Below are 13,229 nucleotides of genomic sequence, written 5' to 3'. Positions count from 1 at the left end.
CGCCACGTCTGCAATTTCTTGCACATTCATGAGGGCGGTCCTTGCCCTCTCTACCCAGCTGTCATCCTGGCAGGTCCGTTTATGAGCAAAACAATAAAGGTAAGGCGTCTACCCAGGGATACAGGCCCTGCGGCATGGAACGCGATACTGTCTTCAGCCCCCGTCTACCCGCAGCTCGATGAAGACATCGATGTCGAGTGGGCCGTGGTGGGCGGCGGATTCGCCGGCCTCGCTGCGGCTCGTCGCCTGAACCAGCTGGTGCCTGGGCAGCGAGTCGTGGTGCTGGAGGCCGGGCGGCTCGCCGAGGGGCCGGCGGGGCGTAACAGTGGCTTCATGATCGATCTGCCCCATGAGCTGAACTCCGAAACCTATGCCGGCGCCAAGGATGCCGACCTCCGGCAGATCCGCCTGAATCGGCACGCCATCGAGTTCGCCCGGCACACCGCCGCGGAGGCCGCAATGCCGAAGCAGGTGTTCGACCCCTGTGGCAAGGTCACGGGGGCGGCGACGCAGAAAGGTGAGCAGCATATCGATACCTACAGCCGGCACCTGGCTTCGCTGGGTGAAGCGTTCAGGATCATGGATGCGACGGAGATGAAGGCCTGGACAGGCACGGACTTCTACCGTCGTGGCCTGTTCACCCCTCATTCCGTGATGATCCAGCCGGCGGCCTACATCCGCATGTCTGCCGCTGAGCTGAGCCGGCGAGTGTGCATCTATGAGCACAGCCCGGTCGTGTCGATGACCCTCGGTGACCGTCACGTGCTGCAGACGCCGAAGGGCAGGGTGCGCGCACGTCACGTGATCCTCGCGGTGAATGGCCATATCCAGTCGTTCGGCTACTTTGCGCAGCGCCTGCTGCACGTCTTCACCTACGCCTCGATGACCAGGCCGCTGAGCGAGGCCGAGGTCAAGCGTCTGGGCGGCGTCCCGGACTGGAGCCTGCTCCCGGCCGATCCGATGGGCACGACGCTACGCCGGGTGTCGAGCTATGACGGTAGCGGCCACCGCATTACCGTACGCAACCACTTCACCCTGAACCAGTCCATGGAGATCGGCGAGCGCCATATCCGTCGGGCTGCCAGGCTGCATGACCGTGCCTTCTCGGCTCGTTTCCCGATGCTGGACGGCGTGTCGATGGATCATCGCTGGGGTGGGCGTCTGTGCCTGTCACTGAACTCGGTGGCGGCGTTCGGCGAGCAGGAAGAGCGAGTGTTCTCGGCTGCCTGCCAGAACGGCCTGGGCACCGTGAAGGGAACCTTGTCAGGCCTCCTCGCGGCGGAGCTGGCGCTGAATCAGCGTTCCACCCTGCTCGACGATTTCCAGGCCAGTGCCCAGCCCAGCCGCCTGCCTCCCGAACCCTTCCTGTCGCTCGGCGCCAATATGACCATGCGCTGGAAGGAGTGGCAGGCGGGGATCGAGTTGTAGCGGCCGACGATGCGCTGGCAGGCCACAGTTCACCGATGCGCTGGAGGATGATGTGACGCGACACTGGACGGCATTCTTCGAGGGTGTTCGAGCCCTGCTGCCAATGGTGCCGGGGGTCATTCCCTTTGGCCTGGTCACCGGGGTGATGGCGGTCGAGCAGGGATTCTCTCCGGGCGCCACGCTTGGCATGACCCTGCTGTTCTTCGCCGGGTCGGCGCAGATGGCGGCATTGCAGTTGCTGCGCAGTGATGCGGTCGCACTGGTGATCCTGCTCACGGCGCTGGTGATCAACCTGCGCTTCGTCATGTACAGCGCCTCGCTGGCGCCTTACCTGCATCACTTGCCCCGGCGCTGGAAATGGCCGTTGGCATACATGCTGTCGGATCAGGCCTATGCGCTGAGCATCATGAGGCTGTCGTCGGGCGGCGACCCTGCCCTGGGGTACTGGTTCTATGCCGGCAGTGCCTTGAGCATGTGGCTGAGCTGGCAGTTGTCGGTGATGGCTGGCGTCTTCATCGGCGCCGGGATACCCGCGAGCTGGTCGCTGGAGTTCGCCATTCCCCTGTCTTTCCTGGGGCTGCTGGTGCCGGCGATCCGCAACTGTGCCGGCCTTGCTGCCGCCTGTGTCGGCGGTGCCGTCGCGGTACTGGCTATCGGGCTTCCGTACAACCTGGGGCTGTTGCTCGCGTCTTTCTGTGGTATCTGCACCGGTCTGTTCGTCGGGCGCCGTCGTTCGCCTGAGCCTGTCAGCACGACCAAGGAGACGCCATGAATGCGGAACTGGCGCTCTGGGCGCTGTTCGTCGCCATCGGTCTCGGCACCTTCGCGCTGCGGGTTTCCTTCATCCAGGCGTATGGTCGCCTGCGTATCCCGCCGCTGCTCAGCCAGGCGCTCGCCTATGTGCCGGCCAGCGTGCTGGCCGCGCTGGTGTTGCCTGCCGTGACCCATCCCGGCGGCGAGATGGCGCTCGATCCGGGCAATGCCCGACTGCTCGCGGCTGCGCTGGCTGCACTGGTCGCATGGCGCACGAAGAGCATCCTGCTGACCCTGGCGAGCGGCATGGGCATGCTCTGGCTGCAACAGTCGCTGATGTAGGGCGCACAGCCGTCGAAGCACTGCAGCGCCGGTCAGAGCTGCTGCATCAGCCAGTCGCGCAGGCGACAGCAGGCATGGTCATCTTCCCGGTCTTCGCGGAACGTCAGGTAGTGCAGGCTCTCGCGATGCACGACCTCTTCGGCCAGCGGTCGTACCAGCAGCCCTTGTTCGATCAGATGACCCACCAGGTGATGCCAGCCCAGCGCCACGCCCTGATGGCTGAGGACCATCTGGATCAGCATGTTGTAGTCGTTGGCATTGAAGAAGTGGGGGCTGTCGTGAGCACGGGCCTCCATATCGATATCGTTGAATGCCAGCCAGACGCCCCAGTCGACATGCTCGGCGACCTGTGAGCGACCGTAGGGGGTGAGGTTAAGCAGCACGCTGTCACGTAGCCCCTCGAGGCTGCTCAGTTCAGGGTGCTGTTGCAGATAGTGCGGGGTGCAGACGGGGTAGATGATGTCATGGAAGAGCGGCGTGCTGCGGTAGCCATCATGCACCTTGGCCAGCTTGGTGATGAAGATGTCGGGGCGTACGCCAGGCTCCATCGACAGGAAGTTCTGCGTGGTGATCAGGTTCAGGTCGATGTCCGGGTTGGCACTGAAGAAACTCGGCAAACGATGCGCCAACCACAATGCGGAGAAGGCCGGCGAGCAGCATAGCGTCAGTACCCGCTTGCGCGTGTTGTGGCTGCGGATGCGTTCGGCTGCCTGGGCGATATTGACGAAGGACAGTTGCACGGCGTCGTAGAAGATCGAACCGGCAGTGGTCAGCTCCACCGCGCGACCGGCGCGGGTGAACAGTTCCGCACCCAGGTAGCTTTCCAGCTCGCGAATCTGCCGGCTGATGGCCGCCTGGGTCACGCACAGCGCCTCGGCAGCCCTGGTGAAGTTCTGGTACTTGGCTGCGGCGATGAAGGATTTGACCGCTCGCAGCGACGGCATCTTGATCAGCGTCTGATCGGGCTCGGTGTGCATGACCATAACGAAAGGTATTCAACTTCCTGAATAAAAAGTCAATTCTGCAGCGTACGGGCGAGCCCTAGAATTGAAGAGGAAGGCAGGTGCAAACCTGTTCCGACAGCCCCCCGAGAGTATCTGAAAGCGCTGGCCAAAGGGAACTGCGCGGGCGTCCTTTCCCGCAGGCCCGTGCCATCCCCGGCGCGGCTACACGGACCGCGCCCTGAAGGCCTCGCCCGTGGACGACGGCCACTGACTTCGATGGAGTTGCCAGCACCGTGAAATCCTCCTTCGAGAGTGTCCTGAGGGACAAGAACCGCATGCATCTGCGCCGGCGCCAGGATGACCGGCTTGCAGCCAACGGATTGCCGGTGGCCTTCGTGTTGCTGGAAAACTTTTCGATGATGGCGTTCACCGGAGCGGTGGATGCACTGGTCACTGCCAACCTGATGAACGCCACGGCGCTGTATGACGTACGCGTGGTGGGGTACCAGGATGTCGTCGTCAGCGATCTCGGTATCGCCATCTCGGTCGACTGTCGGCTCGCTGAGCTGAACGAGCGAGAGCAGCACATGATCGTGGTATGCGGCGGCTTCCGTAGCGCTCTGCACGCCGAGCCGCTGCTGCGTGGCAAGTTGCGTCAGGCCGAGGCCTGCGGCGCTGTGCTCGGCGGCTTGTGGAACGGCGCCTACTTCCTTGCCGAAGCCGGGCTGCTCGACGGCCACGAGTGCGCCTTCCACCCCGACGGCAGGGTGATGATGAGAGAACTCTTCCCCAGGGTCAGGATGACCAGCCATTCCTATGTCGTTGCGCACAGGCGGATCAGCTGCGCGGGGGCGAACAGCTCGCTGAACATGATGCTGGAGGTGGTGCGGCAGACGGCGGACGCCGAGCTGGTCGGTTCTGTCGAAGAGGTGCTGGGTTGCGACAGGATGCGGCAGACCTACGATGTATCCGTCGCCTCGCTCGACCTGGACCCGCGCCTGCCGGGCTCGCTCAGAACGGCCCTGGAGCTGATGCACAGCAATATCGAAGACCCGATCGAGATCGGTGAGATCGCCCGCTACTCGGGGATCTCGCGTCGTCATCTGGAGCGCCTGTTCTGCCGTCATGTGCAGGCCACGCCTCCGCGCTATTACCTGGAGCTGCGCCTGACCCGGGCAAGGCAGTTGCTGCAGTACACCAACAAGGCGCTGCTCGAAGTCGCAGTCGCCTGCGGCTTCGTGACGCCTTCGCATTTTCAGCGGCGTTTCCGCGAGATGTTTGGCGTTGCACCCGGCAAGTTTCGCAAGAGCACGAGCGCTCTGGAGCCCTAGGTGCTTGTGACGGCGGCGTACCTGACGGAAACGAGCATGCGACCAAGGGTGTAGTGCCCCAGGGCGAAAGAAGGATTGTCCGCTACTGGTGGCGAGCCGAGGATTGTCGGCAGACTGCCCGAGATCGATGATCGATGCCCGAACCGGATGCGCCTGCCGCCCACGCCCTGTACCTGGCCAACGGCGCCCAGCTGTGCGTGCAGCGGCAGCCCTGGGCGCAGCGCGTCGGCTTGTGCCTGCGGGTGGCGGCCGGCAGCCATGACGAGCCGCCGGAGTACCCTGGCCTGGCGCACTTTCTCGAGCACCTGCTGTTTCTCGGCAGCCGCGATTACCCGGGCGAGCAGGGGCTGATGGCCTTCGCCCAGCGCCATGGCGGCCTGGTCAATGCCTCGACCCGGGCGCGGCATACGGATTTCGTCTGCGAGCTGCCGGCCGCGCAACTGCAGCCGGCGCTGACTCGCCTGCTGGATATGCTCTGCTGGCCGCTGCTGGAGAGCGAGGCGCAGCTGCGCGAGCGCGACGTGCTGCATGCCGAGTACCAGGCACGCAGCCAGGATGGCGACAGTCGCATCGATCACGCACTGGGGCAGGCACTGGCCGCCGGGCATCGCTGTGGCGAGTTCCTGGCCGGGGATCGCCGTACCCTGGCCGTGGAGTCGCCGCATTTTCAGCAGGCGCTGCGGGCGCACCATCGGCGCTACTTCCGGGCCGGGTGCATGCGCCTGACCCTGGTCGGGCCACAACCAGCGGAACAGTTGCTGGCGATCGCCGAGACCTTGCTCGGGGCGCTGCCAGGGGGCGAGGGCGGCGCCGGTTCCGCGTCGCCGGCCGACCTGCTGCCGCTGCGCGCGACGCGCTTGTGTTTGCAGCAGGCGCGCCCTGCGCTGCACCTGGGGTTTGCTGTGCAACTCGCTGCCGGTAGCTGTGAGGCCGCCCTGGCGCTGTTGCTGGACGCGCTGCATGACCCTGCGCCCGGTGGCCTGCTGGCGGCGCTGCGGGAACGGCGGCTGTGCCGGCAATTGCAGGCGCGGGTGCTGTACCAGCACGCGGGGCAGTGTCTGTTGCGCCTCGACCTTGCTGGCGCCACGGCGGAGCAGGGCGGCGTCCTGCGCGCCGTCCTGCAGGATTGGGCCGCGCACCTGCGGGGTCATGCGCACTGGTCGTTGCGCCTGCAGCATCAGCAGCAGGCAGCCGCTCTCAGGTCGCTCGGCCTCGGCCCGCTGGCGCTGGCTCGACACCTGCAGACGCCTGCGCAGGATGACGACCAGACGCTGCGAGACCTGAGCGCTCTGCTGGCGGCCCTGGCGCAGGGTGACGCTCTGTTCGAACTGCACGGCGGCGACCAGGCGCAGCCCCGTTGGCCCGCCATTGGCCTGGAGCTGCCGTTGCGGGCACTGGCGGAGCGATCGCCGGTGCCGGCGCCGGCGTACACATGGCAACTGCCTTGTGATGAGCCGTTGCTGGCTGGCGCCAGCGCGGCAGCGGCCGTTCTGCCGGTGGCGGAGCTGCGACATCATCCGGGGCAGGCCGAGGGCGGCCCGGCCGCTCTCCACTGGCGCGGCCCCTGTTCGGTGACGGCAGACGTGGCGGCCCTGGAGGCCACCCTGCAAGCACGCAGCGCCGACCTGCGCTGGCGCGGCGAGCGGCTTGGCATCGGCAGCCAGTTGAGCGTGCAGGCCTCCGGCTGGAGCCTGGCGCTGCATGGGCCCGCAGCGCTGTTGCCTGCATTCAGTGGCCTGCTGCTGCCGGTGTTGCTGGCGCCGCTGGATGAGCTGGCCGAACCGGAGGCACAGGGCCTGCTGCTGCGCGATCTGTTGCAGCGCCTGCCGCAGCTGTGCGAGCTGCCCGCTGCACCCGGGCTGCAAGGGTTGAGCGTCGGCCTGGGGGACGCCGGGCAGGCGCAGCTGGCCAGGCTGTGCGCGGCCGTCGAACCACTGCCGGACATGCCGCCATGCACGGATGCGGCGCGAGGTCTCGACTGGCAGCGCCTGGCGCAGCCTGGCGCGGATGCGGCGTTGCTGCTGTTCTGTCCGCTGCCTGCCCGCGATGCACGCACCGAGGCGGCCTGGCGCCTGCTCGGGCAGGTGCTGCAGGGGCGTTTCTACCGGCGCCTGCGGGGCGAGCTGCAGCTGGGCTATGCCCTGTTCGCCGGCTTTCGCCAGGTTCAGGGCTGCTGTGGCTTGCTGTTTGCCCTGCAGTCCCCGCGGTGCGATGCGTCAGGCATCTTTGCCCATATCCGCGCGTTTCTCGATGAGCAATGCCAGTCGCTCGCCGCACTGGACGACGCGGCGCTGTCCGCTGAGCGCGATGCATTGCAGCTGGCGCTGGCCCCGGCCACCACCAACCGGGCACGCACCGAGCAGCTGTGGCAGCTGCACCTGGCCGGGCTGCCCGAGGCTCACCCGCAAAGGCTGCAGCGGGCAATGGCCGCCTTGACGCCCCGCGATCTGCTGTGCGCGCACCGGCAACTGCTGCGCGCCGATGACTGGCGTGTGCTGGCCAGTGGAGCCGCGACGCCGGTCTAGGCTGCGCCCATCTTTCCCTCTCCCTATCGAACCCGTGGCCGCTCGGCGAGCCCCGGGCGTTTCCCGTGCCTGCGTTCGCCGCGCCTGGCAGACGCCGTGCGCCGTCGTTCTACATCCAAGGGCTGGCGGGTACTACGACCTTTCTCCCGCTACCGGTAGCAGGCTGGTCGCGAGCCGCCGGAAGCGGGCCGGTCACTCCAGGCCAAAGCAGCAGGCAAACGCTGCCAAGGCAGCGTATGGCCGCCAGGGCGCGCTTTCGATAATCGCCTCCGACACGACTGCCCTGGCGGTCGCCACTCAAGCGGAGAGCGTTATGCACAACAACAAGATCGCCATCACTCGACTTCTGCCCCTGACCCTGGCCACCGCCGTCGCCCTGGCGACCGCGCAGCAGGCTGCCGCCGAGATCGTCCTGTACGACCAGGACGACACCACTTTCTCCACCGACGGTTATATCAACGCCTTCTACGTCAACAGCGACGTGGATCGCGATGGCGACCAGTTCGACCGCCGTCAGTCACGGGTGAAGATGGGTTTCCTGCCCAACTGGATCGGTTTCAACTTCGGCAAGCAGATCGATGACCTCAAGCTGACCGGGCGCTCGTCCTTCTGGGTCACCATCAACGACAGCGAAACCAACGGCACTGATACCGCCATCGACGTTCGCCAGTTCTACGGCACCGTCTCCAACCCGGAATGGGGCGAGGTGCTGGTGGGCAAGGACTTCGGCCTGTTCTCGCGCTCCAACATCTTCCTCGACGAACTGCTGGCTGGCTACGGCAACGTCTCCGACACCCTGGGCCTGGTGGACGGCAATGGCGTGTCCTTCGGCAACATCGGCACCGGCTATCCGTACCCCTTCCCGACTTCGCAGATCACCTACCGCAACAACAACCTGGCCGAGGGCCTGCGCGTGGCGGTGGGCATCATGGACCCGGTCGACACCAACGACGACAGCGCCACCGGCAAGGCTTACCAGGAGAATCCCCGTTTCGAGTCCGAGCTCAGCTACCAGTTCGAGGTCGGCGGCTCGACCATCTACACCTGGATCAACGGTGCCTACCAGACCTCCGAGAACACCGACGACACCGTCGACACGGTGACCTCCAAGGGCCTCGGTTATGGCGTGCAGGCCAAGTTCGGCGGCCTGTCGCTGACCGGTTCCGGCTTCCAGGCCAAGGGCATCAACCCGTTCTTCACCAACAACCTGGGCGAGCCGACCCTGCGTGACATCGACAGCGATGGCTACCTGCTGCAGGGCTCCTACAGCTGGGGCAAGAACCGCCTGGCGCTGTCCTACGGCAAGACCGAGGATGACGGCAACGGCCTGGGCGTGGCGGCTGACTACGAGACCCGTGGCATCGCCTATTTCCGCACCATCAACGACAACCTCAAGCTGGTCGCCGAGTACAACCAGTACCAGATCGATGCCGCCGCCGGCAGCGGCCTGAACGAGGACACCGACACCTTCGCCGTGGGTGCGGTTCTCAGCTGGTAACGCGCAGCGTTCGAGGCCGGGCAGGGGGCGCCCCCCGCCCGGCCTTTTGCTGTTTGTGGCTGCTGCATATCCCTGGCCCTGTAGCCCGGATGAAATCCGGGGCGTTTTCCGTTGCACATCCCGGATTTCATCCGGGTCACGTCGCGGCTGCATGGCTGCTGTGCAAGGCGCACCCTACCTAGGAAGGCCCGATCCAGTACTCAAGTAGCATGGGGCGGGCAACCTGCGCTTCGTAGAATTTCCACTCGATCAGTAGGTGCATTGGGGCGTGGTATGGCCTTGGAACAGTCGCAAGGGGTGCTCAGGGCGGTATCCAGCACGAAGGACGTGGAACTGGCGGCCCAGGAACTGGCACGCCAGCTGATTCATCCCTATCTGGGCTTCGTGCTGTTCTTCTGCTCGGCGGAATACGACCTCGACGGCCTCGGCCAGGCGCTGGAGGCGCACTTCGGCGGCGTCAGCCTGGTCGGCTGCACCAGCGCCGGCGAGATCACCCCGCAGGGCTACGACCGCGGCTGCGTGGTGGCGCTGGGCTTCGACCTGCGCTGCTTCTCCATCGCCAGTGCGCTGATCGATGAGATGGAGCGCTTCAACCTGCTCGACGCGCAGCACCTGGTGGACGGCCTGGTCAAGGACTGCCGCAGCAACGAGCTGGCCTCGATCAAGGGCCACAGCTTCGCCCTGACCCTGCTCGATGGCCTGTCCAGCCGTGAGGAGCTGGTGCTCGGCGCGCTCAGCGCGGCGCTCGGCAGCATCCCGCACTTCGGCGGTTCGGCGGGCGACGACAACCACCTGACGCATACCCACGTCTATCACGGCGGGCGCTTCCACAGTGGCGCGGCGGTGGTGGTGCTGTTCAACACCTGGCTGGATTTCGAGGTGTTCAGCACCCACCACATCCAGCCCCGCGGCGACAAGCTGGTGGTCACCCGTGCCGACAGCACCAGTCGCCGGGTCTACGAACTCAACGCGATGCCCGCCGCGCAGGAGTACGCCGACCTGATCGGCGTTCCGCTCGATGCCCTCGATCACCGGGTGTTCGCCGCCTATCCGCTGGCGGTGCGCATCAGCGATCACTACTACGTGCGCTCCATCCAGCAGGTGCACGACGACCTCAGCCTGACGTTCTACTGCGCGGTGGAGAACGGCATCGTCCTCACCGCCATGCATCCCGGCCCGTTGCTGCCCAACCTGGAGCAGCTGTTCGCCGGGCTCGAACAGCGCCTGGGGCCGCTGTTGCTGACCATCGGTTGCGACTGTTTCCTGCGGCGCCTGGAAATCGAGAACGACGGCGGCGTCGAGTCGGTCGCCACGCTGCTGCGTCAGCAGGGGGTGATCGGCTTCAACACCTACGGAGAGCAGTTCAATGGCATGCACATCAATCAGACCTTCACCGGTGTCGCCATTGGCCGACCTGTCGGGCGTGGCGAGCGCTGATCTGCAGGCCCGCTGTGCGGCCCTGGAGCAGGAGAACGCCAAGCTCAGGCGCATCAACGCGGCGCTGATCGAACGGGTGGAGTCGATCCACTCCCGGGGGGACGACGCCTACGCGGCGTTCCAGCATTCGGTGGTGCTGTCGGAGCAGGTGCGCGAACGCACCGATGCGCTGAACCAGGCGATGGCCGAACTGAAGTCGAGCAATCAGTTGCTCAGTGACGCGCGCCTGCGTGCCGAGACCGCCCACCAGCACCTGATCGACGCCATCGAGAGCATTTCCGACGCCTTCGTGCTGTTCGACGATCGCCAGCGCATCGTGCTGTTCAACAGCCGCTTCAAGGCCCTGTGGGAACGCAGCCGGGCGCGCATCGGCACCGGTACGCGGCTGGAGGAGATTCGCCGCCTGAGCCGCAGCACCGGGCTGGTGGTGGAAGCGCAACTGGGCCGCGAGGGCGAGCCGAGCCTGTTCCGCCTGCAGGACGGGCGCTGGGTCCAGGTCAGCGAGCGGCCGACCCGTGAGGGCGGGCTGGTGATCCTCTACACCGATATCACCGAGGTGAAACAGAGCGAAGCGCTGCGCCGCGAGCAGGCGCTGGCGCAGAAATCCCGCCTGCTGCAGCGCGCGGTCGACAACCTGTCGCAGGGCATGGCCATGGTCAATGCCGAAGGGGCGCTGGAATTGTGGAATCACCGCTTCCTCGAACTCTGCGGCCTGGCACCGATCAACGCCCACCGGCCGTTCGCCGAGGTCATGGCCGAGAGCGAGCTGGAGCCGCTGACCCCGGAAAGCCGCGATGCCAATGGCAAGCTGTTGCGCCAAGTGGAAGTGCGCCTGTTCGATGGACGCATGCTCGAGGTGCGCACCCATCCGCTGCCCACCGGCGGCTTCGTCAACAGCTTCACCGATATCACCGAGCGCCATCGGCAGGCGCAGGCGCTGTGCGAGAGCGAGCGCTGGATCCGCCTGATCACCGACCACGTCCCGGCGCTGATCGCCTACCTGTCCGCCGATCTGGTCTACGAGTTCACCAACAAGGTCTACGAGGAGTGGTACTGCTGGCCGCGCGGCGCCATGCTCGGCCAGAGCCTGCGCGAGGTGCACAGCGAGGAGCACTGCCAGCGCCTGGAGCCCTACGTGGAGCTGGCGCTGTCCGGCGAGAGCGTGACCTTCGAGTTCGCCGAGACCAACCACAGTGGCCAGGAGCGCTACATGCTGCGCTCCTACGTGCCCAATCGCCTGGCCAGCGGCGAGGTGGTGGGAATTTTCGTGCTGATCCGCGACATCACCGAGCGCCGGCGTACCGCCGAGGCGCTGCACCAGGCCTATCAGCACCTGGAGCAGCGTGTCCGCGAACGGACCACCGAGCTGACCACGGTCAATGACCAGCTGCGCCGCGAGATCGACGAGCGCACGCAGATGGAGGCGCGCCTGCGCGAGGCCAAGGGCGAGGCGGAGCGGGCCAACCTGTCCAAGACCAAGTTCCTCGCGGCGGTCAGCCATGACCTGCTGCAGCCGCTCAACGCCGCCCGGCTATTCACCAGCGCGCTGCTGGAGAAGCCGGATCTCTCCGGTTGCGAGCCGCTGGTGCGCAACGTCAGCAACTCGCTGGAGGATGTCGAGAGCCTGCTGGGCACGCTGGTGGACATATCCAAGCTCGATGCCGGGGTGATCAAGCCGGATATCGCGCCCTTCGCCGTCAGCGAGCTGCTGGAGAACCTGGCCACCGAGTACCGCCAGGTCGCCGGCAGCGAGGGGCTGCGCCTGGATTACCTGCCCAGCTCGGCGCTGGTGCGCAGCGACGTGCAGCTGCTGGCGCGGATACTGCGCAACTTCCTCAGCAATGCCATCCGCTACACCGCCAGCGGGCGCGTGCTGCTCGGCTGCCGGCGGCGTGGCAACAGCCTGTCCATCGAGGTCTGGGACAGTGGTATCGGCATTCCTGCGGACAAGCTCGGCGAGATATTCCAGGAGTTCAAGCGCGGCGATACGGTGCAGCGCAAGCAGGATCGCGGGCTCGGCCTGGGGCTGGCCATCGTCGACAAGATCTCGCGCATGCTCGGCCATCGCATCCGCGTGGCCTCGCAGCAGGGCCGTGGCTCGATGTTCGCCGTGGAGGTGCCGCTGACCCGCCGGGCGCCGCGCGTGCGCGCCGTGCAGGACAGCCCGGACCAGCTGATCGAGCGCCTCAGCGGCGCTCGGGTATGGGTGCTGGATAACGACGCGGCGATCTGCGCCGGCATGCGTACCCTGCTCGAAGGCTGGGGCTGTCGCGTGGTTACCGCACTGTCCGAGGAAGACCTGGCGCGCCAGGTGGACAACTACCACGCCGAGGCCGACCTGCTGATCGCCGACTACCACCTCGACGACGAACGCAACGGCGTCGATGCCGTTGCGCAGATCAACGCCAGGCGCAGCGCACCGCTGCCGGCGCTGATGATCACTGCCAACTACAGCAACGAGCTCAAGCAGCAGATGCGCGAGCTTGGCCACAGTCTGCTGCACAAGCCGGTGCGGCCGATGAAGCTGAAAACGGCGATGAGTCACCTGATGGAGCGCGGGGCCGGGGCCTGAACGCGGGCCATACCCGCAGGGCGCAGCCTGCTCAGCGGGCAGATTTCTAGGTCGTGAGTCGCAATCGGACGGTATGTGTAGGAGCCGGCTTGCCGGCGATCAGGCTACGGATGCATGGATCGCCCGCAAGCGGGCTCCTACGACAAGCAGAGCCATAGGGTGGATGTCGCCTTTTACATCCACCGTAGCGGTGGATCGGTGAAGCGTGATCCACCCTACGACTGCTCCGCGGGCAGATTTCCAGGTCGTGAGTCGCAATCGGACGGTATGTGTAGGAGCCGGCTTGCCGACGATCAGGCCACGGATGCATGGATCGCCCGCAGCGGGCTCCTACGACAAGCAGAGCCGTAGGGTGGATGTCGCCTTTTACATCCACCGCAGCGGTGGATCGGTGAAGCG

The 13,229-nt window shown here is 66.1% G+C and carries 9 protein-coding genes; 8 read left to right on the top strand and 1 reads right to left on the bottom strand.

Annotated features, from left to right (window positions below; all coding sequences use genetic code 11):
* Positions 1–81: 81 nt before the first annotated feature.
* From E4487_RS15475 to E4487_RS15465, 3 genes are all read left to right on the top strand, one after another.
* Positions 82–1,428 carry an FAD-binding oxidoreductase gene (locus tag E4487_RS15475; protein ID WP_175253786.1) on the top strand — a complete coding sequence of 449 codons (1,347 nt, stop codon included), beginning with the start codon at positions 82–84 and terminating at the stop codon, positions 1,426–1,428.
* Positions 1,429–1,531: 103 nt separating this feature from the next.
* Positions 1,532–2,200 carry an AzlC family ABC transporter permease gene (locus tag E4487_RS15470; RefSeq protein WP_175253860.1) on the top strand — a complete coding sequence of 223 codons (669 nt, stop codon included), beginning with the start codon at positions 1,532–1,534 and terminating at the stop codon, positions 2,198–2,200.
* Positions 2,197–2,523, top strand: coding sequence for an AzlD domain-containing protein (locus tag E4487_RS15465; protein ID WP_134675590.1), 327 nt, complete (start codon positions 2,197–2,199; stop codon positions 2,521–2,523). Before E4487_RS15470 ends, E4487_RS15465 begins: the two co-directional genes overlap by 4 nt.
* A gap of 32 nt (positions 2,524–2,555) precedes the next feature.
* On the opposite strand, the gene E4487_RS15460 is transcribed toward E4487_RS15465, so the two are convergent.
* Positions 2,556–3,506, bottom strand: coding sequence for a LysR substrate-binding domain-containing protein (locus E4487_RS15460; protein ID WP_175253785.1), 951 nt, complete (start codon positions 3,504–3,506; stop codon positions 2,556–2,558).
* Between the two features lie 254 nt (positions 3,507–3,760).
* Here E4487_RS15460 and E4487_RS15455 point away from each other — a divergent pair, with 254 nt between their 5' ends.
* The 5 genes from E4487_RS15455 to nahK all read left to right on the top strand — a co-directional run bounded on the left by E4487_RS15455 (position 3,761) and on the right by nahK (position 12,830).
* On the top strand, positions 3,761–4,798 hold the full coding sequence (locus E4487_RS15455; RefSeq protein WP_175253784.1) for a GlxA family transcriptional regulator: 1,038 nt from the start codon (positions 3,761–3,763) through the stop codon (positions 4,796–4,798).
* Positions 4,799–4,932: 134 nt separating this feature from the next.
* The gene (gene pqqF, locus E4487_RS15450) at positions 4,933–7,323 is read left to right on the top strand and encodes a pyrroloquinoline quinone biosynthesis protein PqqF (RefSeq protein ID WP_175253783.1); all 2,391 of its coding nucleotides are present in this window, start codon (positions 4,933–4,935) and stop codon (positions 7,321–7,323) included.
* Positions 7,324–7,636: 313 nt separating this feature from the next.
* A complete protein-coding gene (locus E4487_RS15445) occupies positions 7,637–8,821 on the top strand; it encodes a porin (RefSeq protein ID WP_175253782.1) in 1,185 nt (394 codons plus the stop codon).
* Between the two features lie 273 nt (positions 8,822–9,094).
* A complete protein-coding gene (gene nosP / locus E4487_RS15440; protein WP_175253781.1) occupies positions 9,095–10,258 on the top strand; it encodes a nitric oxide-sensing protein NosP in 1,164 nt (387 codons plus the stop codon).
* Positions 10,188–12,830 (top strand): hybrid sensor histidine kinase/response regulator NahK/ErcS', encoded by a 2,643-nt coding sequence (nahK, locus tag E4487_RS15435; RefSeq protein WP_167519177.1) that lies wholly within the window; start codon positions 10,188–10,190, stop codon positions 12,828–12,830. The genes nosP and nahK overlap by 71 nt, the downstream gene beginning before the upstream one ends.
* Positions 12,831–13,229 lie beyond the last annotated feature (399 nt).

The sequence above is a fragment of the Pseudomonas sp. BMW13 genome, assembly GCF_013357275.1.
In the GTDB taxonomy this organism is placed as follows: domain Bacteria; phylum Pseudomonadota; class Gammaproteobacteria; order Pseudomonadales; family Pseudomonadaceae; genus Aquipseudomonas; species Aquipseudomonas khazarica.
Note: the sequence above shows the minus strand (reverse complement) of the source record. Positions and strands in the feature narration are given on the sequence as shown.

Coding starts and splice junctions, on each gene's coding strand:
- E4487_RS15475 (WP_175253786.1), top strand. CDS start 82: ATGAGCAAAACAATAAAGGTAAGGCGTCTACCCAGGGATACAGGCCCT.
- E4487_RS15470 (WP_175253860.1), top strand. CDS start 1,532: ATGGTGCCGGGGGTCATTCCCTTTGGCCTGGTCACCGGGGTGATGGCG.
- E4487_RS15465 (WP_134675590.1), top strand. CDS start 2,197: ATGAATGCGGAACTGGCGCTCTGGGCGCTGTTCGTCGCCATCGGTCTC.
- E4487_RS15460 (WP_175253785.1), bottom strand. CDS start 3,506: ATGGTCATGCACACCGAGCCCGATCAGACGCTGATCAAGATGCCGTCG.
- pqqF (WP_175253783.1), top strand. CDS start 4,933: ATGCCCGAACCGGATGCGCCTGCCGCCCACGCCCTGTACCTGGCCAAC.
- E4487_RS15445 (WP_175253782.1), top strand. CDS start 7,637: ATGCACAACAACAAGATCGCCATCACTCGACTTCTGCCCCTGACCCTG.
- nosP (WP_175253781.1), top strand. CDS start 9,095: ATGGCCTTGGAACAGTCGCAAGGGGTGCTCAGGGCGGTATCCAGCACG.
- nahK (WP_167519177.1), top strand. CDS start 10,188: ATGGCATGCACATCAATCAGACCTTCACCGGTGTCGCCATTGGCCGAC.